Genomic DNA, 20,456 nt, shown 5'->3' with positions numbered 1-20,456 from the left:
TCACGGGGTGGCGCTGCATTACCTCTGCACCTGGTGGGACGTGCTGGCCGAGGCCCGCGCGCAGGACGCCTTCGACGCGGCGACGCTGAACGAGGTCGAGACCTTCCTCAAGGATCCGCGCGCCTGGCAGGAGGCCAACAAAAAGGGCTGAGCCCCGGCTGCCCATCGGTGCGAACCAACGGCGCGCCCGGTTAACCTTCTGTGGAGAACTTTCTCCGGGGAATCAGGTCGGACGCGCCAAAAACCTCCAGATATTGTGGGTAATGCAATCAAATCCTCGATATCTGGCGCCAATTATGTTATCCACAAACTCGCCCACAGGGCTCGGGCATGCTTATCCACGCATCTATTGCGTCTGGTTTCGCGCGCCGGGCTGGCCTTATACTCGGGTCCAGGGACAGTGAGAGAAAATGAACGAAATCGCCACCATCAATCCGACCGGAGAGGCCGCAGCCGCCGATCCGATGCCGCATTCCATCGAGGCCGAACAGCAGCTTCTGGGCGCCATCCTGACCAACAACGACATCTATGACCGGGTTGCCGCGATCATCCGGCCCGAGCATTTCTACGACCCGGTCCACGCCCGCATCTTCGAGGTCGCGGCGGCGCGGATCGCGCGCAACAATCTGGCCTCTCCGGTGACGCTCAAGGCCTTTCTCGAGGATGACGAGGGGCTGAAGGAACTGGGCGGGCCGGCCTATCTTGCCCGTCTGGCCGGGGCCGCGATCTCGGCCTTCGCGGCGCGCGACTATGCGCAGATGATCTATGACATGGCGATTCGGCGCGAGTTGATCGGGCTGGGCCACAACATCGCCTCCAAGGCCCAGAAGGCCGATGTCGCGCTGGAACCGAAAGAGCAGATCGTCGAGGCCGAACAGGCGCTCTACAAGCTCTCCGAACAGGGCCAGACCGACAGCGGCTTTGTCTCCTTCCTGAAGGCGGTGACCGAAGCGGTCAACGTCACCAACCAGGCCTATGAACGCGGCGGCGGCATGGCCGGGGTCTCGACCGGGCTGACCGATCTCGACAAGCAGCTTGGCGGGCTGCACCCGTCGGACCTGCTGATCCTCGCCGGGCGGCCCTCGATGGGCAAGACCTCGCTGGCCACCAACATCGCCTTCAACGTCGCCAAGGCCTACAAGAAAGGCCTCAAGAGCGACGGCAGCGAAGGGGCGATCGACGGCGGTGTGGTCGGTTTCTTCTCGCTCGAGATGAGCGCCGAACAGCTCGCCGCCCGGATTCTGGCCGAAGCCTCGGAAATCTCCTCGCACAAGATCCGCCAGGGCGATCTCACCGAGGCCGAGTTCCGCCGCTTCGTCGACGCCGCCAAGGCGCTCGAGGCCTGCCCGCTGTTCATCGACGACACCCCGGCGCTGCCGATCTCGCAGCTCGCCGCCCGCGCCCGGAGGCTCAAGCGCACCCACGGGCTGGACGTGCTCATCATCGACTATCTGCAACTCTGTCGCGGCACCGCCGAAAACCGGGTCAACGAGATCGCTGAGATCTCGATGGGCATGAAGGCCATCGCCAAGGAGCTGAACATCCCGGTGATCGCGCTGTCGCAGCTCAGCCGTCAGGTCGAAAGCCGCGACGACAAGCGCCCGATGCTCTCGGACCTCAGGGAATCGGGCTCGATCGAACAGGATGCCGACGTGGTGATGTTCGTCTTCCGCGAGGAATACTACAAGGAACGCGAGAAACCCGGCGATCACGAGGCCGAACGCATGGTGGAATGGGTCGAGGCCATGGAACGGCTGCACGGCAAGGCCGAGGTCATCGTCGGCAAGCAGCGCCACGGTCCGATCGGCACCGTCGAACTCAGCTTCGAGGCCCAGTTCACCCGCTTCGGCAACCTGGTCAAGCCCTGGCAGCAGCCCGAGGACGGCGGCTTCTGAGCACGCCTCGGGCCGCTTGCGTTTGACATCGGCTGCGCTTTTCGAAAGCCTGCGTCCCCGAGACGCGCGCATTTCGAACAGAGGAGCAGCCGATGAGCATCCACGATTTCATGGCCGCCTACAAACGCGTCTGGGAGGGGCAGGACAGCGCCGGTTTCGCCGATCTGTTCACCCCGGACGGCCAGTATCACAACACCCCGTTCCAGGTGCAGGTGGGGCGCGCGCAGCTGATCGCCTATTGGGACCGCATCCTGCTGCAGCGAGATATTCACCTCGATTATGCGGTGCTGGCTGAAACCCCCGACGGCGGCATCGGGCACTGGCATGTCGATTACCAGGTCGCCTCGGAAGAGCTGTTCGAGATCTGGGCCAGGTCCACCGGCACCGGCCTGCCGGATCGCAAACCCGGCGACCCGCTGCCCCGGCTGACGCTGGACGGCACCCTGCAAGCCAGCTTCGACGCCGCGGGTCTGGCAACCGAGGTGCGCATCTGGTGGCATTCCAACGCCTACATGCCCTGAGCGCCGCCGGCGCGCCTTTCCCCTTGACCTTGGCGGCACGGCGTTCGACAACCCGGGCATGGCTACTGCAACCCTGACTATCGACCTCTCTGCGCTCTGTGACAACTGGCGCGCGCTGAATTCCATGACCGCCTGCGAAACCGCCGCCGTGGTCAAGGCGGACGGCTACGGGCTGGGCGCGACCCGGGTCGCGCGGGCCCTGCAACATGCCGGTGTGACCCGGTTTTTCGTTGCCGCCGCCGAAGAGGGCGCATCGCTGCGCGAAGCCCTTGGTCCGGGGCCGGAAATCAACGTCTTCTCCGGGCACATGGCCGGCGATACCGACATGATTTCGGACATGACCCTGACCCCGATGCTGAACAGCGCCGAACAGATGCTGCGCCATTTCGAGGCGCTGCCCAGTGCGCCTTTCGGGGTTCAGCTCGACACCGGAATGAACCGGCTCGGCATGGAGCCCGCCGAATGGGCATCGCTGCGCGACATCGCGCTGGAGCTGGGGCCGACGCTGATCATGTCGCACCTGGCCTGCGCCGACGATCCCGGCCATCCGATGAACCCGCAGCAACTGGCGCTGTTCCGCGAGCTGACCGACGGCCTCGGCGTGCCGCGCTCGCTGTCCGCCACCGGCGGCATCCTGCTTGGCGAAGACTATCATTTCGACCTCTGCCGCCCCGGCGTCGGCCTTTACGGCGGGCTGCCCTTCGTCGATGCCACCCCGGTGACCCGGCTCGACATTCCGGTGATCCAGACCCGCTCGGTGCTGCCGGGTGAAAGCGTCGGCTATTCCAACACCTGGATCGCCGAACGCCCCAGCCGCATCGCCACCATCGCCGCCGGCTATGCCGACGGCATCATCCGCGCCATGGGCGAAAAGGCCTGGCTGCACAGCGGCGACACCCCCTGCAAGGTGGTCGGCCGGATCTCGATGGACATGATCGGCGTCGATGTCACCGATCTGCCCGAAGAGCCCGCCAGCCTGCAACTTCTGGGCCGCCACCAGTCGGTCGACACGCTGGCCGATGCCGCCGGCACCATCGGCTACGAGATCCTGACCTCGATGGGCGCCCGCTACGGTCGCCGCTATACCTCATGATCCTGACCGCGCCTCTGGCGGCGCTGGGGCGCGCGGTGCTGGATTTCCTGGCGCTGGTCGGCCGGGTGACGATCTTTGCCGCCGCCGCCCTCGGACATATCGTCCGCCCGCCCTTCTACGGGCGCGAATTCGCGGTGGCGCTGCTCAACATCGGCTGGCTGTCGCTGCCGGTGGTCGGCCTGACGGCGATTTTCACCGGCGGCGCGCTGGCCTTGCAGATCTATGACGGCGGCAGCCGCTTCTCGGCCGAGGCCGTGGTGCCGCAGATCGTCGCCATCGGCATGGTGCGCGAACTTGGCCCGGTGCTGGTCGGGCTGATGGTGGCGGCGCGCGTCACCTCGTCGATCGCGGCCGAGATCGCGACCATGAAAGTCACCGAGCAGATCGACGCGCTGACCACCCTGTCGACCCATCCGATGAAATACCTCACCGCCCCGCGCCTCTTGGCGGCGCTGCTGGTGGTGCCTGTGCTGGTCGGCATCGGCGACATCATCGGCATCTATGGCGGTTTCGTCGTCGGCACCCGGCAGCTGGGCTTCAACCCGGCCACTTACGTGCGCAACACCGTCGATTTCCTACAGGCCAGCGATGTCATCTCTTCGCTCATCAAGGGCGCCGCCTTCGGCGGTATCGCCGCCGTGATGGGCTGTTTCTACGGCATGAATTCGGGTCGCGGCGCGCAGGGCGTCGGCCGCGCCACCAAGGCCAGCGTCCAGGCCGCCGCCGTCCTGATCCTTGCCGCCAACTTCCTGCTCACCTCGTTGTTCTTCGCCTCATGATCCGCTTTCACGACGTTCACAAATCCTTTGGCCCCAAGAAGGTGCTGCGCGGGGTCGACCTCGAGATTCCCAAGGGCGAATCCATGGTCATCATCGGCGGCTCGGGCACCGGCAAATCGGTGGCGCTGAAATGCGTGCTGGGGCTGATCGCCCCGGACAGCGGCCAGATCACCGTCGACGGCAAGGATGCGCGCAAGGGCGACCGTGACGCCTTTCTCGCCCGCTTCGGCATGTTGTTTCAGGGCGGCGCGCTGTTTGATTCGCTGCCGGTCTGGCAGAATGTCGCCTTCCGCCTGCTGCGCGGCTCGCTGAAACGCCCCAAGGACGAGGCCCGCGCCATCGCCATCGAAAAACTGCGCCGCGTCGGGCTGACGCCGGATGTGGCCGATCTCTTCCCCTCGGAACTGTCGGGCGGCATGCAGAAGCGCGTCGGCCTGGCCCGCGCCATCGCCGCCGAGCCCGAGATCATCTTTTTCGACGAACCGACAACCGGCCTTGATCCGATCATGTCGGGGGTCATCAACGACCTGATCCGCGAGATCGTCGTCGAGATGGGCGCCACCGCGATGACCATCACCCACGACATGTCCTCGGTGCGCGCCATCGCCGACAAGGTGGCGATGCTGCACGACGGGGTGATCCAGTGGACCGGCCCGGTAAGCGAGATGGACCACTCGGGCGATCCCTATCTGGCGCAGTTCATATCGGGCAGCGCCGAGGGGCCGATCGAAGCGGTGCGGTAGCGGCGCGCAGGCCCCTTAACCCCTTTGCAGAGCGGGCCGAACCATGTGGAGCCCGAGACTGTAGCCATGCGGCCCGCGCTGGGCTAGGCTCCTGTTCAATGACACCGGGCCAATGACAGCGCGCGTAAAGCCACGCGCAGGCCCCGGTGCGAAAGGGAGGAACGATGGACTATCTCGAAAAGCGAATCCAGGAACTGGAATCGGAGCATGAAGCGCATCTTCTGCGGGCCTCGCAGCCCTGGGGCTGGCGGGGGCTGATCCGCGAGATGCTGGGCCGGCGGCTGGGGCGGGTGACGCGGCTGATTCTCTTGGTCCAGATCGCATTGCTGGCAATCTCGGTCTGGGCCGCGATCCAGTTCTTCACCACCAGCGACGTTCTGGGGGCAGTGAAATACGGCATCACCTGGGCGGTGCTGCTGATCGTCGCCAATATCTACCTCGTCGGGATGATGCCGCATCTGCACACCGAGCGGGTGCTGCGCGCCCTGAAACGGGTCGAGATCCTGATTCTGGCCAAGAAGTCCGACACCGATTGAGACCGGGCAGCCGGCACAGAGGCACAACGGGGGGGCGGTCGGTGCTTGCCATGGCGCCGACGCCCCCTTACCTCTGGGCCCATGACCCTGCGCCTTGCCAACCTGTCGCTGCTGATCCTCTTTCCGATCGCCTGGTTCGCGCCGCTCTTGCGCGCCGGCCTGCTGCCGATTTTCGGCCTCTCCGAGATTTCCATCATCTCGGGGCTTCAGTCGCTCTGGGACACCGACCCGGCGCTGGCGCTGCTGGTCACTTTCCTGGCCATTTTCGCCCCCTACATGAAGACCATCGGCCTCGCCCTGATCCACTTCGGGCAGCTGCGCCGCAGGGTGCTGCCGGCGCTCGAGATCCTCGGCAAGCTGGCCATGGCCGATGTCTTCCTGATCGCCCTCTACGTGGTGCTGGTCAAGGGCGCGGGCCATGTCACGGTCGAGACCGGCTGGGGGCTGTACCTGTTCACCGGCTGCGTTCTCGCATCATTGGCGATTAGCCATTTGACCCGCAGGCGGTAGTGGTCCAAAACGGGAACATGGCCAAATCGAAAACCCAGTTCTCCTGCGCCGCCTGCGGCAATGTCACCTCCAAATGGTCCGGGCGCTGCGAAGCCTGCGGCGAATGGAATTCCATCTCCGAAGAAAGCCCGCTGTCGGCCGGCCCTTCGGCGGCCAGTCTCGGCCACGCCAAGGGGCGCAGCATCCCGCTGACCGATCTGCGCACCGAAGAGGTGCCGCCGCCGCGCACCACCAGCGGCCTGGCCGAGCTTGACCGGGTTCTGGGCGGCGGCCTGGTCCCGGCCAGCGCCATTCTGGTCGGCGGCGATCCGGGCATCGGCAAGTCCACGCTGCTGTTGCAGGCCGCGGCCCGCTTTGCCGACAGCGGTCTGAAAACCCTTTATGTCAGCGGCGAAGAGGCCCGCGCCCAGGTGCGGATGCGCGCCCAGCGGCTCGACCTGACCAAGGCCCCGGTGCAGCTGGCCGCCGAGACCAACCTGCGCGACATCCTGACCACCCTCGAAGCCGAAAAACCGCAGCTGGCGATCATCGATTCGATCCAGACCATGTGGTCCGACACTGTCGGCAGCGCCCCCGGCTCGGTCAGCCAGGTGCGCGCTGCAGCCCACGAGCTGACCAGCTTTGCCAAGCGCAGGAACATGGCGGTGATCCTGGTGGGCCACGTCACCAAGGACGGCCAGATCGCCGGCCCGCGCGTGGTCGAACATATGGTCGACACGGTGCTCTATTTCGAGGGCGAGCGCGGCCATCAGTTCCGCATCCTGCGCGCGGTGAAGAACCGTTTCGGCCCCGCCGACGAAATCGGCGTCTTCGAAATGACCGGCAACGGTCTGGCCGAGGTCCTCAACCCCTCGGCGCTGTTCCTGTCGGATCGCGGCACACCAAGCCCGGGCAGCGTGGTCTTTGCTGGCATCGAGGGCACCCGCCCGGTGCTGACCGAGCTGCAGGCGCTGGTGGCGCCCTCGCCGCATTCGCAGCCCCGGCGCACGGTGGTCGGCTGGGACGGCGGCCGGCTGGCGATGATTCTCGCGGTGCTCGAGGCACGCTGCGGCATCCCCTTCACCGGGCTCGACGTCTATCTCAACGTCGCCGGCGGCATGAAGATCAACGAACCCGCCGCCGATCTCGCCGTCGCCGCCGCCCTGCCGGCCGATACGGTGGTTTTCGGCGAAATCAGTCTCTCAGGGGCCCTCCGCGCCGTCGGTCAGACAGAAAACAGGTTGAAAGAAGCCCAAAAACTTGGTTTCACAACAGCCATCGCTCCGAAAGGCGGCAAGGCCCCGACCACCGAAGGCATGGCGCTGAAACGGATGGGGGATCTGACCACCTTTGTCGGCGATGTGTTTGGTGCAGGATAGAGCCCGAAGCGGCCAGAGGGACGGAAATACGCATGGAAGGTTTCACCATTATCGACGCGGTCGTCGCGGGCGTCATCATCGTCTCGGCGCTTCTGGCCTACAGCCGCGGTCTGGTCCGCGAGGGCATGGCCATCGTCGGCTGGGTCGCCGCCGCGGTGCTGGCCTTTCTCTTCGCGCCCAAGGTGGTGCCGCTGGTCAAGGAAATCCCGGTGCTCGGCGAATACCTCGCCGACAGCTGCGAATTGTCGGTGATCGCCTCTTTCGCGGCGGTCTTTGCGCTGGCGCTGGTGGTGGTGTCGCTGTTCACGCCGCTGTTCTCTTCGCTGGTCCAGCGCTCGGCGCTTGGCGGGCTCGATCAGGGGGTCGGCTTCCTGTTCGGCGTGCTGCGCGGCATCCTTCTGGTGGCCATCGCCTTCTTCGTCTACGAAACCGTCGCCACCTCGCAGACCTTCCCGGTGGTCGACGACAGCCGTTCGGCAACGGTCTTCTCGCGCCTCACCGGCCAGATCGAGGACCGCGACCCGGCCCAGGCCCTGGGCTGGATCACCGGCCAGTACGAAAACCTGGTCGGCGTCTGCGAAAAGTGACTCCCGTCCCCCCGGCCCTGCGGCATCTGCGCAGGTGCCGGGCCGGCTGCGCTTTTCTTGTGTGATCCTTTCGTGACATAACGGCTTTGACCCCTTAAGAGGGGCCGCAAGCATGCCACTCGGATTCGGAGCCACTCGCCTTGTCCAAACATCTGCCGCCCGCCCATCCCTTCGACGACGACAAGCTCAAGGAGGAGTGCGGCGTATTCGGCGTTGTCGGCCTTGCCGATGCCGCGAATTTCGTCGCCCTCGGCCTGCACGCCCTGCAGCACCGAGGGCAGGAGGCCGGCGGCATCGTCTGCCATCACCCCGAGCACGGCTTCAACCATGCCCGCCGCTTCGGCTACGTGCGTGACAATTTCACCAAGGAAAGCCTGATGAAGACCCTGCCGGGTCCGCTGTCCATCGGCCATGTCCGCTATTCCACCGCCGGCTCCAAGGGCGCAGCGATCCGCGACGTGCAGCCCTTCTTCGGCGAGTTTTCCATGGGCGGCGCGGCAATCGCCCACAACGGCAATATCACCAATGCCGTGGCGCTGCGCAAAGAACTGATCGAGCGCGGCTCGATCTTCCAGTCCTCTTCGGACAGCGAATGCATCATCCACCTGATGGCCCGTTCGCTGCAGCGCAACATCCCCGAACGCATGGAAGACGCGCTGCGCCGGGTCGAAGGCGCCTTCTCCGTCGTCGCCATGACCCGCACCAAGCTGATCGGGGTGCGCGACCCGCATGGCGTGCGCCCGCTGGTGCTGGGCCGGCTCGGCGACGGCTGGGTGCTGAGTTCGGAGACCTGCGGCCTCGACATCATCGGCGCCGAATACATCCGCGAGATCGAACCCGGCGAGATGGTGGTCATCACCGAAAAGGAAGGCATCGAATCGCGCTTTCCCTTCCGCCGCCAGGCGTCGAAGTTCTGCATCTTCGAACATGTCTATTTCTCGCGCCCCGACAGTATCATCGGCGGCCAGTCGGTCTATGAGACCCGGCGCCAGATCGGTGTCGAACTGGCCCGCGAGAGCCCGGTCGAGGCCGATCTGGTCTGCGCCGTGCCCGACAGCGGCACCCCGGCGGCGATCGGCTTTGCCGCCGAAAGCGGCATTCCCTTCGGCATGGGCATCGTGCGCAACCAGTATATGGGCCGCACCTTCATCGAACCGACCGAGCAGATCCGCAACATGGGCGTGCGCCTGAAACTCAACGTCAACCGCGCCCTGATCCGGGGCAAGCGGGTGATCCTGGTCGACGATTCGGTGGTGCGCGGCACCACCAGCCGCAAGATCAAGGAAATGATCCTCGACGCCGGCGCGGCCGAGGTGCACTTCCGCATCGCCTCTCCGCCCACCGCCTGGCCCTGTTTCTACGGTGTCGACACGCCGCAGCGCGACAAGCTGCTGGCCGCCACCATGACCCCCGACGAGATGGCCGACCACCTGGCGGTGGACAGCCTCAAGTTCATCTCGCTCGACGGGCTCTACCGCGCCGTCGGCGAGGCCGCGGGCCGCGACAAGGCCTGCCCGCAATATTGCGATGCCTGTTTCTCGGGCGAATACCCTGTGGTGCCCTCGGACATGCTGGACAAGGGCTTCGAGATGAAGGCCGCCGAGTAACCCCATCGGGCGCCGCGGCTGCCCCTGCGGCGCAAATGTGACGGTTCCAATCGGCATTTCTGGGCCCGCCTTGCAAAATGCTGCAGCGCAGCATATCTCTGTCGCAAAGGACAGAGGCCCCTCTCATGCGCGCGCAGCAGACCCCGACCCATGTTGCCGAACTGGCAACCCAGCGCGACCAGCTCGCCGATCGCGGCCTGGTCCTGATCGGCTGTTTCGGCACCCCCGAGGCGCCGCGTGCCCTGTTGCGCCTGACCAGCGGCGACATGCGCAGCGTCGAGCCGGGCGATCGCATCGCCGGCCGCGTGGTGGCCGCAATCAGTGCCGATGGCCTGGCCCTGGTCAGGGGCGACACCGTCCTCTACCTGCGCATGCCCTGACCCGGCGGGCCGCCTTCGCTGCACTGCGGCAAAAACCCGCCGACCGCCGGACGCCCGGGCTTCCCCTTACCGCCAAGGCCTGCTAGCTGCCCGCCGCGCCCTGAACCGGGGCGCGGAATAGGAATGCCATGAGCACTGACACCCCGACCCATGTCGCCAATCTGGCGACCCAGAAGGCCGCCCTGCCCCGCCACGGGCTGACCCTGATCGGCATCGCCGGCCGCGACAGCGACCTGCGGGCGCTGATCCTGCTGCCCTCGGGCAAGGTGATCACCACCCGGAGGGGCGAGACCACCGGCGCCGGCACCGTGCTCGGCATCGACGCCACCAGCGTCGTCCTGTCGCGCGGCGGCCGCGAGCTGCGGCTGGCCCTGCCCGGCTGAACGCCGATCGCCCGGGCTTTCTCTTGCCGCAAATATCCTCGGGGGGAGAGGCCGCGCATGCCCGGCATGTGCGGCATCGGGGGGCAGAGGCCCCCCAGCCCTTGACCTTGCCGAAAGAACCCCGCACATGGGGGGCATGACCGAGAAAACCGCCCTTGTAATGGGTGCCTCCCGCGGCCTTGGTGCCGCGCTGGCCGAGGCGCTCGCCCCCGACTATCACATCATCGCCGTGGCCCGCACCACCGGCGCCCTCGAAGAGCTTGACGACCGCATCAAGGCCCGCGGCGGCAAGGCCACGCTGGCGCCGATGGACATCACCAACAGCGATGCCATGGCGCAGCTCTGCCGCTCGATCTACGATCGTTGGGGCGGGCTCGACCTGTGGATCCACGCCGCCATTCACGGTGCGCCGCTGACCCCGGCCGACCATATCGCCCAGAAGGACTGGGACAAGTCGGTGGCGATCAATGTCACCGCCACCGGCCTGCTGATTCCCTTCCTCGGCCCGCTGCTCGGGCAGAAGGGACAGGCGGTGTTCTTCGACGACCCGCGCGGCGGCGAGAAGTTCTTCGGCTCCTACGGCGCCACCAAGGCGGCGCAGGTGGCGCTGGCACGCAGCTGGCAGGCCGAGACCGCCAAGCTCGGACCGCGCGTCACCGTCTTTGCCCCCAACCCGATGCCCACCGGCACCCGCGCCCGCTTCTTTCCCGGCGAGGACCGGGCGCCGCTCAGCCACCCGCGCGACGAGGCGGCGCGGCTCCTGAAAACGCTCGATCTCTGACCCCGCCCGCCCCCGTGCCGGCACGGCACGGACGCCGGGGCGACCACGACGCTTGCCCCGGCCCGGCGGCTCGCTTAGACAGGGGCAAGAGCAGACAGGGGCAAGAGCAGACAGGGGCCGGCGACATGCGCATTCTCATCACCAATGACGACGGCATCAACGCACCGGGCCTCGAGGTGATGCAGGCGATCGCCGCCGAGCTGGCCGGCGATCAGGGCGCGGTCTGGACCGTGGCCCCCGCCTTCGAGCAATCGGGCGTCGGCCATTGCATCAGCTACACCCACCCGACGATGATCGCCAAGATGGGCGAGCGGCGTTTCGCCGCCGAGGGCAGCCCGGCCGACTGCGTGCTGGCCGGGATCCACGACGTGATGAAGGACTGCCCGCCCGATCTCGTGCTCTCGGGGGTCAACCGGGGCAACAACGCGGCCGAGAACGCGCTCTATTCCGGCACCATCGGCGCCGCGATGGAGGCCGCCCTTCAGGGGGTGCCGGCGATTGCCCTGTCGCAGTATCTCGGGCCCGAGAACTACGAGATCGACAACCCCTTCGAGGCCGCCGCCACCCATGGCGCCGAGGTGGTGCGCCGGATTCTCGCCAACAGCCCCGCCGAAAGCGCCGATTACCGGCTGTTCTACAATGTCAACTTCCCGCCGGTGCGGGCCGCCGACGTGCAGGGCATCCGGGTCACCCACCAGGGCTTCCGCCGCGGCACCTGCTTCAGCGTCGAACCGCATAAATCACCCTCGGGGCGGCGTTTCCTCTGGATCAAGGGCGGCAACCAGCGCATCCAGACCGCGCCCGGCTCGGATGCCGCCGCCAATCTGGCCGGCCATGTCTCGGTCACCCCGATGCGCGCCGATCTCACCGCCCATGACGCGCTCGAGCGGCTGAAGGCGATCGAATGAGCGACCCCGCCGCCCTCGCCCAACGCAAGATGCAGTTCCTCTTTGCCCTGCGCTCGAAAGGGGTCACCGACCCGCGGGTCCTGACGGCGATGGAACAGATCGACCGCGGCCCCTTCGTGCGCGGGCTGTTCGCCGAGCGCGCCTATGAGGACACGCCGCTGCCGATCGCCTGCGGCCAGACCATTTCACAGCCCTCGGTGGTCGGGCTGATGACCCAGGCGCTGGACCTCAGCCCGCGCGACAAGGTGCTCGAAGTGGGCACCGGCTCGGGCTATCAGGCGGCGATCCTGAGCCAGCTGGTGCGCCGGGTCTACACGGTGGACCGCCACAAGCGGCTGGTGCACGAGGCGCGGCGGATCTTCGAGGCGATGGACCTTGCCAATATCACCGCCTTCACCGCCGACGGCAGTTTCGGCCTGCCCGACCAGGCGCCTTTCGATCGCATCATCGTCACCGCCGCCGCCGAGGACGCGCCGGGGCCGCTTCTGGCCCAGCTCAAGGTCGGCGGCATCATGGTGGTGCCGGTGGGCCAGACCGATACCGTGCAAAGCCTGATCCGGGTGCGGCGCCACGAAAGCGGCTTTGAATACGACGAATTGCGCCCGGTGCGCTTCGTGCCGCTGGTCGAGGGTCTTGCGCCGGACAGCTGATCTGGGGCATATCGCTGTCAAGAGGCCCGCAACGCCCGCTCTTCGGCACCAATGACACCCGCCGTTCCGCGCCCCGGTCCGGGATGGCTATTGAGGATTTCGAGATGGCTCTTCACGCCAAGGCACAGACCTCGCTGCGCTGGCTGCTCGCCGGTGCTGCCCTGGCTGCAGCCGGGGCCTGCTCAGACGGGCTCGACTTTGACATGCGCGGCAGCTTCGGCAGCGGGCTCGACACCAGCGCCGCCGCCCGCACCGCCACCGCGCAGCGCCCCAGCGCCGACAAGCGTGGCATCATCTCCTATCCCAATTACCAGGTCGCGGTGGCGCGGCGCGGCGACACCCTCGGCGATGTCGCGGCGCGCATCGAGATGCCGGTGGCCGATCTTGCCGCCTATAACGGGCTGCGCCCCGAGGACACCCTGCGCCAGGGCGAGGTCATCGCCCTGCCCTACCGGGTCGCCGAACCCTCGGCCACCACCGGCGGCAGCGGCGTGGTGACGGCGCCTGAGGTCGACATCGCCTCGCTGGCGGGCAATGCCATCGACAGTTCCGCCGCCGCACCGCATGTCGACAGCGAGCCGCTGCAACCGGCCCCGGCCGACGCCCCCAAGGGCGAGACCGGCTTCGAGCCGATCCGCCACAAGGTGCAGCGCGGCGAAACCGCCTATACGATTTCACGCCTTTACGGCGTCACCCCGCGCGCGCTGGCCGAATGGAACGGGCTGGGCAGCGATTTCACCATCCGCGAGAACCAGATCCTGCTGATCCCGCCGGTGGTCAGAACCGCGCCGACCACGACCCCGGTCGCCCGCCCCGAGAGCATCAGCCCCCCCGGCGCGGGCACGGTGACGCCGACCCCGCCCAGTTCCAGCACCCCGCTGCCGGCCCCCGACCCGGTGGTCGCGAAACCGGCCTCGCCCGATCTCGGCCAGAGCCAGACGGCGGCCCCGAAATCGCAGATGGGATACCCGGTCGAGGGCAAGATCATCAGCCCCTATGCCAAGGGCAAGAACAATGGCATCGACATTGCCGCCGATCCCGGCAGCCCGGTCAAGGCCGCCGCCGATGGCGAGGTCGCGGCGATCACCACCGATGCCGATGACGTGCGCATCGTGGTCTTGCGCCATGACGGCAACCTGATGACGGTCTATTACAACGTCGACCAGATCTCGGTCGACAAGGGGCGCAAGGTGACGCGCGGCCAGTCCCTGGCCAAAGTACCCTCCGAGAACAGCTTCGTGCATTTCGAAGTGCGCAAGGGCTTTGATTCGGTCGATCCGATGCCCTATCTGCAATAGGGGCGCGGCTCAGCCCAGCGTCATGCCGCGCCGCCCGGCGAGGTCGGTGAAATACTGCCAGGCCACCCGCCCCGAGCGCGCCCCGCGCGTCGCCTGCCACTCGATCGCCTCGGCCCTGAGCACCTCGGGTGCGATCTCGACCGCATAGGCGGCGCAATACCCCCGGATCATCTCGAGGTATTCGTCCTGCGAACAGGGGTGGAAACCCAGCCACAGCCCGAAACGGTCCGACAGCGAGACCTTTTCCTCGACCGCCTCGCTGGGGTTGATGGCGCTCGAGCGCTCGTTCTCGATCATGTCGCGCGGCATCAGGTGGCGCCGGTTCGAGGTGGCATAGAAAACCACGTTCTCGGGCCGCCCCTCGATACCGCCGTCGAGAACCGCCTTCAGCGATTTGTAGTGCTGGTCGTCATGGCTGAAGGAAAGATCGTCGCAGAACAGCAGGAAACGCTCTTTGCGGTCGCGCAAGAGGTTGAGCAGACGCGCCACGCTGGGCAGGTCCTCGCGTTGCAGCTCGACGATCTTCAGCGGCAGGCCCTGTTGCAGCACCTCGGCGTGGATCGCCTTGACCAGCGAGGATTTGCCCATCCCGCGCGCGCCCCAGAGAAGGGCGTTGTTGGCCGGCAGGCCACGGGCGAATTGCAGCGTGTTTTCAAGCAGCGTGTCGCGCGAGCGGTCGACGCCGACCAGCAGTGACAGATCGACCCGGTTGACCTGCGCCACCGGCTCCAGCCGGTCCGGGTCGACATGCCACACGAAAGCCTCGGCGGCGGCGAAATCCGGCGGCGCCAGCGGGGCCGGAGACATGCGCTCAAGCGCCTCGGCAATACGGGTCAGCGTCCTGTCATCCATCTCGGGTCTCCCTCAGCCTTTGCCGCCTAGAAACCATGTTCGGCAGGGGACGACAAGCCCGGGCTCAACGCCGCCGAAACGCAAAACGCGCCGGGGCAGCCCCGGCGCGTCGGTGGTTCCGACTGCCGTCGGCGCGTCTAGTCGCCGGCCTTTCCGGCCTCTTCCTTCAGCGCCTCGTCGGCCGCCTCTTCATCGTCGTAATAGCCGTCGGCGCGCAATTGCTCTTCGCGCTTGGCTTCGACCCGTCGCACCAGGAAGATCGACAGCTCGTAAAGACCATAGACCACGACGAACAGGATCACCTGGGTGATGACATCGGGCGGCGTCACCAGAGCCGCCAGCACCAGAATCGCCACCACGGCATATTTGCGCACCGACCCCAGCCCCTCGGCGCTGACCAGACCGGCCTTGCCCATCAGCGTCAGCAGCACCGGCAGCTGGAAGCAGAGCCCGAAGGCGACGATGAACTTGATCGTCAGGTTGAGGTATTCCTGCGCCGAGCCCTGGAACACCACGCTCAGCGGCGCCGCGTTCATCCCGTCGCCGGTCACCGCCTCGCCTTCGCTGCCGAACTGCTGGAAGCCAAGGAAGAAATCATAGGCCAGCGGGGTGACGACGAAAAAGGCGAAAGAGGCGCCCAGCATGAACATGAAGGGCGACGCGATCAGGAACGGCAGGAAGGCGCCGCGTTCGTTCTTGTAGAGCCCCGGCGCCACGAAACGCCACATTTGCCCGGCGATATAGGGAAAGGACAGGATAAAGCCGCCCAGAAGTGACACCTTGATGGCGACGAAGAAACCTTCCTGCGGGCTGATGAAGATCAGGCCGCAGTCCTGCCCGCGCTCGGCCAGAACCGAACACAGGGGGCTGGTCAGGAAGTTGAAGATCGGCGTCGCCACGGTGAAACAGATCACCATGCCGATCAGGAAGGCGATCACCGAGCGGATCAGGCGGCTGCGCAGTTCGGCCAGATGCTCGATCAGCGGTGCCGAGCTGTCGTCGATCTCGTCACGGCTGCTCATGCCTTGTCCTCGCTCTGGTCCGTCTCTTTGGGCTCGGACGCGGCCCGCGCCGCTTCGGCCCGCGCCTTGGCTTCGGCAGCGGCCGCCTCGGCGGCCTTGGCCTCGGCGTCAAGGCGCTCCTGAGCCTTTTTGGCACTGGCCTCGCGGATCTTGGCGGCATTCTCTGCCCGGTCCTTGGCCAGCTTGCCGGTGGTGCTGGTCGGATCGATGCCGAGATCGGTCACCGACTTCAGGGCATTGCGTGCCGAATCGGCTGTCGCCTTGACCGGGTTGGACACTTTCTGGATCCCGTCCGTGGCCTTCTTGAAGCTGTCGGCCACATCGCCCACGCCGGACTGGTCAGCGGCCTGGTTCATGGCCGAGGAAAACTCCCGCGCCATGCCCTTGGCCTTGCCGACGAAACGGCCGACCTGCCGGAACAGGACCGGCAAGTCCTTGGGCCCCACGACGATCAGCGCCACAACGCCGATCACCAGAAGCTCGGTCCAACCCAGATCAAACATGCGTGCTCAGCTCCAGATCAGCTTTTGTCTTTTTCGTTTTCCGGGGTCACGTCCTTGGCCAGTTCCGAGGCGTCTTTCTCAAGCTCGGCCTGACCTTCGTTGATGCCCTTCTTGAACGAGGTGATGCCCTTGCCCACTTCGCCCATCAGCGACGAGATCTTGCCACGTCCGAAAAGCACCAGCACCACGACGGCGATCAAGAGCAGGCCGGGAAGTCCTATATTGTTCAACATTGTCTGTCTCCTTGCATCGGGGCGGCAGCGCGCCGCGCCCGGAAAATCACCCGTCTTTCCTACTGCCTCGGCCCGCGAACGGAAAGCGGCAAACCGTCCCGGACACCGGAATTTGAGCGGTTTTCTGCACCGCTTTTGTCAACAGCTTGTCAGGTGACAGGTTTTTGTCAGTAATGGGCGCAGAACCTGAGGAGAATCACCCATGAAACGGTCAGACCGGCTATATGCGCTGATCCAGATCCTGAAGGATGGCGCGCTGCACCGGGCCGAGGACATGGCCCGCGATCTCGGGGTCTCGGTGCGCACCATCTATCGCGACATGGACACGCTGGCGGCCAGCGGCATCCCGGTCGAGGGCGAGCGTGGCGTCGGCTATTCGGCCCGCGCCGCCATCACCCTGCCGCCGCTCAACCTCACCGAAGACGAGCTCGAGGCGCTTCACCTCGGCCTCGCCGCGGTCGGCCACGGCGCCGAGGCCGACCTCAAGGCCGCCGCCGAAAGCCTCAGCGCCAAGATCGACGCGGTGCTGCCCGAGGACCGCCACGGCGCCCCGAAATCCTTCGGCTTCGCGGTCTATCCCTTTGCCGATGCGGCCTTTGGCTTCCGCCATCTCGGCACGCTGCGGGGCGCGATCCGCAACCGCCAGAAACTGCGGCTGCACATGCAGGGCGGCAGCGCCCGCGACGTGCGCCCGTTGAAGCTGGATTACTGGGGTCGGGTCTGGACCTGCCTCGTCTGGTGCGACACCAGCGGCGGTTTCACCATGCTGCGCGCCGATCAGATCGACCGCATCGACATCCTGCCCGGCCTCTTCGTCGACGAACCCGGCAAGCGGATCGAGGATTACGTCGCCTCACCCTGAGGCGGGCGGCGGCGCGCTCAGCGCCCGGCAGCGAACACGAAGCAGCGGTCGCGGCGCAGGGTCAGCCACAGGGGCGTGCCCGGCTTGGGCAGGAACACGTTGGGCACGATCGCCTTCAGCATCGAGCCGTCGTAATCCATGCGGAACTCGACCAGGCTTTCATTGCCGATGAAACGCGCCCGCTCGACCACGCCGCGCGCCGCGACACCGTCCGAGGCGGTCGGGTTCGGGCCGCGTCCGCCGCGGTCGAAATCCAGCTTCAGGTGCTGCGGCCGGATCACGATCTCGACCTCCTGCCCGTCGCCGAAACCGGGGGTCAGGAACTCGCCGAACGGGGTTCCGGTCAGGGCGCCGCGACTGGTGCCGCGAATCACGTTGATATCGCTGAAGAAGGCCACCGCCGGCTTGTCGACCGGCGCGTTGTAGATGTTGTAGGGCGCGCCGCGCTGCACGATCCGCCCATCGCGCATCAGCGCGATCTCGTCGGCCATGCGCATCGCCTCTTCCGGCTCGTGGGTGACCAAGAGAACCGCCGTGTCCTCTTCCTTCAGCACCGCCAGCGTCTCGTCGCGAATGCCGTCGCGCAGCCGGTTGTCGAGCCCCGAAAACGGCTCGTCCATCAGCATGATGCGCGGACGCGGCGCCAGGGCGCGGGCCAGCGCGATCCGCTGCTGTTCGCCGCCCGACAGCACATGCGGGAACTTGTCGATCGCCCACAGCAGGCCGACCTTGGCCAGCAGTTCCTCGACCCGGGCCCGCTTGTCCTCCTTGGCGCCCTTCAGGCCAAAGGCGACATTGTCGGCCACCGACATATGCGGAAACAGGGCGAAATCCTGAAACATCAACCCGATCTGGCGGCGTTCCGGCGGGATGCGGAACACCGTGTCGCAGATCAGCTTGCCATCGACGTAGATCTCGCCGCTGTCCTGCATCTCGACCCCGGCGATCATCCGCAGCGTCGTCGACTTGCCGCAGCCCGAGGGCCCCAGAAGGCAGGTCACCTGCCCCGGTTCGATGCTCAGCGACACATCGTTGACCACCTCGCGGTCGCCGAAACGGCGCCGGATGTTCCTGATCTCCAATCGGGGAGCTATTGCGTTCACTTGGGCCTCGTTCCAATGCCCGATGAAAACCATCGACTTTCCCCGAGCCATACCAGCCCCCCGTCGGCGCCGCAAGGGATCAGGTCGACGGAAGGGCCCGCAGTGCGCGGCCAGCCGGCATGGCCGGGGATTGCCGGGGATTGCCGGGGCCCGGCCCCAGCTAGAGCGTGGCGTTGACGTTGCCACCGTCGAGCAGGATGTTCTGCCCGACCATGAAACCGGCATGCTGCGAGCACATGAAGGCACAGGTGGCGCCGAATTCCTGCCGCGTGCCGTCGCGCCCGGCCGGGATGCCCGCCTGACGCGCGGCGCGGGCCTCTTCGGGGCTGATCCCCGCCGCCTTCGCGGTCCCGGCATCAAGCGCGGCGATACGGTCGGTGTCATGGCTGCCGGGCAGAAGGTTGTTGATCGTCACCCCGTATTGCGCCACCTGGCGCGCCGTGCCCGCGACATAGCCGGTCAGCCCGGCGCGCGCCGAATTGGACAGGCCCAGCACCGCGATCGGCGCCTTGACCGACTGCGAGGTGATATTGACCACCCGCCCCCAGCCGCGCTCGATCATCGGCGGCACCAGCGCCTTGATCAGCGCGATCGGGGTCAGCATGTTGGCATCAAGCGCGGCGATGAAATCGTCGCGTTCCCAGTCGCTCCACATGCCCGGAGGCGGGCCGCCGGCGTTGTTGACCAGGATGTCGACACCCTCGGCCGCCGCGATCACCGCCGCCTGGCCCTCGGGCGTCGTGACGTCGGCGGCCACTGTCTGAACCGAGACACCAAAGCGCCTGCGCAGATCCTCGGCCGCCGCCTCCAGCGCCTCGGCGCCGCGCGCGTTCATCACCAGGTCGACCCCGGCCTCGGCCAGCGCCTCGGCGCAGCCCAGGCCCAGCCCCTTCGAAGAGGCGCATACCAGCGCCCGTTTGCCCCTGATCCCCAGATCCATCGCATCGCTCCCTTTGGTTTTCTCGCGACCATCTAAAGCGTTTTTTGTTTTCCGAGGCCAGCAAATTGCCCGCCACCGGGCCACAAAGCGCCACATTTGCGCTTCAGGACTTGAACACCGCAGGCCACACAGAGAAACTGTTCCCATGTCCAACCCAGCCGCCGCCTCCTCGCTGCCCTCGCAGAGCCTGCCGGTCTACCGCGCCGAACTCCTGCGGGTCACCGACGGCGCCAATATGGGCGACACGCTGTCCTTTGCCGATGAACTGGTGCCCGACGACATCTATGAATTGGGCTATGGCGCACCGCTGCAGCGCCTCTCGGTCGGAATCGGCGAAAAGGATCACTACCGGATCGCCGAAGACAGCACCGCGGGCCGCCCCGGGGCGGCGCTGGTCGCCGACAGCGTGCTGACGATCATGCCGCCAACCGGCGAAACGCTGGAAATCCTGGTGCTGGTCGAGGTCGACGGCGAAGGCCATGTCGCCCAGATCTACGCCGCGCCGCTGGCGCCGCTGAACGAGAAGCTGCCCTACAGGCTGGTCGGCATCGACCGCGCGGCGGCGCGCCGGCGCATGGCGCAGATGGCCTGTGTCAGCTTTTCACGCGGCACCCGCATCACCCTGGCCACCGGCGAATTGCGCCCGGTCGAGGAACTGCAGGCCGGCGACCGGGTGCTGACCCGCGACGACGGCCCGCAAGAGCTGCGCTGGATCGGCCACCTGACCCTGCGCGCGGCCGGCGAATTCGCCCCGATCCGCATCGCCGCCGGCACCCTCAACAATGCCGGCGACCTGATGGTCAGCCCCGATCACCGCCTGTTCATCTATCAGCGCCACGACCATATCGGCGCCGGCCGCCCGGAACTGCTCGTCCGGGCGCGCCACCTGGTCAACGGCGACAGCGTGCGCGC

The 20,456-nt window shown here is 66.8% G+C and carries 24 protein-coding genes and 1 pseudogene; 19 read left to right on the top strand and 6 right to left on the bottom strand.

Annotation, left to right across the window (positions count from 1 at the left end):
* The 17 genes and pseudogenes from ABZD10_RS03860 to ABZD10_RS03780 all read left to right on the top strand — a co-directional run.
* Nucleotides 1-151: pseudogene (locus ABZD10_RS03860) on the top strand (orotate phosphoribosyltransferase); the annotation flags it as partial.
* A gap of 259 nt (nucleotides 152-410) precedes the next feature.
* A complete protein-coding gene (locus ABZD10_RS03855) occupies nucleotides 411-1,895 on the top strand; it encodes a replicative DNA helicase (protein WP_372884785.1) in 1,485 nt (494 codons plus the stop codon).
* A gap of 92 nt (nucleotides 1,896-1,987) precedes the next feature.
* Entirely contained in the window at nucleotides 1,988-2,416 is a 429-nt protein-coding gene (locus ABZD10_RS03850; RefSeq protein WP_372884784.1) for a nuclear transport factor 2 family protein, read from the top strand.
* A gap of 58 nt (nucleotides 2,417-2,474) precedes the next feature.
* Nucleotides 2,475-3,509, top strand: coding sequence for an alanine racemase (gene alr, locus ABZD10_RS03845; RefSeq protein ID WP_372884783.1), 1,035 nt, complete (start codon nucleotides 2,475-2,477; stop codon nucleotides 3,507-3,509).
* Nucleotides 3,506-4,288, top strand: a complete 783-nt coding sequence (locus ABZD10_RS03840) for an MlaE family ABC transporter permease (protein ID WP_372884782.1) — start codon at nucleotides 3,506-3,508, stop codon at nucleotides 4,286-4,288. Before alr ends, ABZD10_RS03840 begins: the two co-directional genes overlap by 4 nt.
* Complete coding sequence (locus tag ABZD10_RS03835; protein WP_372884781.1) at nucleotides 4,285-5,031, top strand: ABC transporter ATP-binding protein; 747 nt, start codon at nucleotides 4,285-4,287, stop codon at nucleotides 5,029-5,031. Before ABZD10_RS03840 ends, ABZD10_RS03835 begins: the two co-directional genes overlap by 4 nt.
* 164 nt (nucleotides 5,032-5,195) lie before the next feature.
* On the top strand, nucleotides 5,196-5,567 hold the full coding sequence (locus ABZD10_RS03830; RefSeq protein ID WP_372884780.1) for a DUF6768 family protein: 372 nt from the start codon (nucleotides 5,196-5,198) through the stop codon (nucleotides 5,565-5,567).
* A gap of 81 nt (nucleotides 5,568-5,648) precedes the next feature.
* A complete protein-coding gene (locus ABZD10_RS03825) occupies nucleotides 5,649-6,077 on the top strand; it encodes a paraquat-inducible protein A (protein WP_372884779.1) in 429 nt (142 codons plus the stop codon).
* A 17-nt stretch (nucleotides 6,078-6,094) separates the two neighbouring features.
* Nucleotides 6,095-7,435 carry a DNA repair protein RadA gene (radA, locus tag ABZD10_RS03820; RefSeq protein WP_372884778.1) on the top strand — a complete coding sequence of 447 codons (1,341 nt, stop codon included), beginning with the start codon at nucleotides 6,095-6,097 and terminating at the stop codon, nucleotides 7,433-7,435.
* A 32-nt stretch (nucleotides 7,436-7,467) separates the two neighbouring features.
* Nucleotides 7,468-8,022: a CvpA family protein gene (locus tag ABZD10_RS03815; RefSeq protein ID WP_372884777.1), complete on the top strand. Its 555-nt coding sequence runs from the start codon at nucleotides 7,468-7,470 to the stop codon at nucleotides 8,020-8,022.
* Between the two features lie 152 nt (nucleotides 8,023-8,174).
* Nucleotides 8,175-9,629: an amidophosphoribosyltransferase gene (purF, locus tag ABZD10_RS03810; protein ID WP_372884786.1), complete on the top strand. Its 1,455-nt coding sequence runs from the start codon at nucleotides 8,175-8,177 to the stop codon at nucleotides 9,627-9,629.
* A 125-nt stretch (nucleotides 9,630-9,754) separates the two neighbouring features.
* Nucleotides 9,755-10,009 (top strand): hypothetical protein, encoded by a 255-nt coding sequence (locus ABZD10_RS03805; protein ID WP_372884776.1) that lies wholly within the window; start codon nucleotides 9,755-9,757, stop codon nucleotides 10,007-10,009.
* A 128-nt stretch (nucleotides 10,010-10,137) separates the two neighbouring features.
* Nucleotides 10,138-10,392: a hypothetical protein gene (locus ABZD10_RS03800; RefSeq protein WP_372884775.1), complete on the top strand. Its 255-nt coding sequence runs from the start codon at nucleotides 10,138-10,140 to the stop codon at nucleotides 10,390-10,392.
* A gap of 136 nt (nucleotides 10,393-10,528) precedes the next feature.
* On the top strand, nucleotides 10,529-11,173 hold the full coding sequence (locus ABZD10_RS03795; RefSeq protein WP_372884774.1) for an SDR family NAD(P)-dependent oxidoreductase: 645 nt from the start codon (nucleotides 10,529-10,531) through the stop codon (nucleotides 11,171-11,173).
* Nucleotides 11,174-11,298: 125 nt separating this feature from the next.
* Nucleotides 11,299-12,081 carry a 5'/3'-nucleotidase SurE gene (surE, locus tag ABZD10_RS03790; RefSeq protein ID WP_372884773.1) on the top strand — a complete coding sequence of 261 codons (783 nt, stop codon included), beginning with the start codon at nucleotides 11,299-11,301 and terminating at the stop codon, nucleotides 12,079-12,081.
* On the top strand, nucleotides 12,078-12,731 hold the full coding sequence (locus tag ABZD10_RS03785) for a protein-L-isoaspartate(D-aspartate) O-methyltransferase (protein ID WP_372884772.1): 654 nt from the start codon (nucleotides 12,078-12,080) through the stop codon (nucleotides 12,729-12,731). The genes surE and ABZD10_RS03785 overlap by 4 nt, the downstream gene beginning before the upstream one ends.
* Before the next feature lie 104 nt (nucleotides 12,732-12,835).
* On the top strand, nucleotides 12,836-14,029 hold the full coding sequence (locus tag ABZD10_RS03780; RefSeq protein WP_372884771.1) for a peptidoglycan DD-metalloendopeptidase family protein: 1,194 nt from the start codon (nucleotides 12,836-12,838) through the stop codon (nucleotides 14,027-14,029).
* Nucleotides 14,030-14,038: 9 nt separating this feature from the next.
* Here the strand turns inward: ABZD10_RS03780 and ABZD10_RS03775 are convergent, their stop codons facing one another.
* The 4 genes from ABZD10_RS03775 to ABZD10_RS03760 all read right to left on the bottom strand — a co-directional run bounded on the left by ABZD10_RS03775 (nucleotide 14,039) and on the right by ABZD10_RS03760 (nucleotide 16,639).
* Nucleotides 14,039-14,881 carry an ATP-binding protein gene (locus tag ABZD10_RS03775; protein ID WP_372884770.1) on the bottom strand — a complete coding sequence of 281 codons (843 nt, stop codon included), beginning with the start codon at nucleotides 14,879-14,881 and terminating at the stop codon, nucleotides 14,039-14,041.
* A 137-nt stretch (nucleotides 14,882-15,018) separates the two neighbouring features.
* Entirely contained in the window at nucleotides 15,019-15,903 is an 885-nt protein-coding gene (gene tatC, locus ABZD10_RS03770; protein WP_372884769.1) for a twin-arginine translocase subunit TatC, read from the bottom strand.
* Nucleotides 15,900-16,406, bottom strand: a complete 507-nt coding sequence (gene tatB, locus ABZD10_RS03765; protein ID WP_372884768.1) for a Sec-independent protein translocase protein TatB — start codon at nucleotides 16,404-16,406, stop codon at nucleotides 15,900-15,902. Before tatB ends, tatC begins: the two co-directional genes overlap by 4 nt.
* Nucleotides 16,407-16,423: 17 nt before the next feature.
* Nucleotides 16,424-16,639, bottom strand: a complete 216-nt coding sequence (locus ABZD10_RS03760; RefSeq protein WP_372884767.1) for a twin-arginine translocase TatA/TatE family subunit — start codon at nucleotides 16,637-16,639, stop codon at nucleotides 16,424-16,426.
* A gap of 202 nt (nucleotides 16,640-16,841) precedes the next feature.
* On the opposite strand from ABZD10_RS03760, the gene ABZD10_RS03755 reads away from it, so the two are divergent.
* The gene (locus tag ABZD10_RS03755; RefSeq protein WP_372884766.1) at nucleotides 16,842-17,501 is read left to right on the top strand and encodes a helix-turn-helix transcriptional regulator; all 660 of its coding nucleotides are present in this window, start codon (nucleotides 16,842-16,844) and stop codon (nucleotides 17,499-17,501) included.
* Between the two features lie 17 nt (nucleotides 17,502-17,518).
* Here ABZD10_RS03755 and ABZD10_RS03750 read toward each other — a convergent pair whose 3' ends face one another.
* On the bottom strand, nucleotides 17,519-18,637 hold the full coding sequence (locus ABZD10_RS03750) for an ABC transporter ATP-binding protein (RefSeq protein ID WP_372884765.1): 1,119 nt from the start codon (nucleotides 18,635-18,637) through the stop codon (nucleotides 17,519-17,521).
* Nucleotides 18,638-18,764: 127 nt separating this feature from the next.
* Nucleotides 18,765-19,544 (bottom strand): SDR family oxidoreductase, encoded by a 780-nt coding sequence (locus ABZD10_RS03745; RefSeq protein WP_372884764.1) that lies wholly within the window; start codon nucleotides 19,542-19,544, stop codon nucleotides 18,765-18,767.
* Nucleotides 19,545-19,689: 145 nt separating this feature from the next.
* Between ABZD10_RS03745 and ABZD10_RS03740 the strand changes: the two genes are divergently transcribed.
* Nucleotides 19,690-20,456: Hint domain-containing protein (locus ABZD10_RS03740; RefSeq protein WP_372884763.1), on the top strand; the 767-nt coding region annotated here is incomplete at its 3' end.

The sequence above is a fragment of the Shimia sp. genome (assembly GCF_041624275.1).
Classification (GTDB): Bacteria; Pseudomonadota; Alphaproteobacteria; order Rhodobacterales; family Rhodobacteraceae; genus Shimia.
Note: the sequence above shows the minus strand (reverse complement) of the source record. Positions and strands in the feature narration are given on the sequence as shown.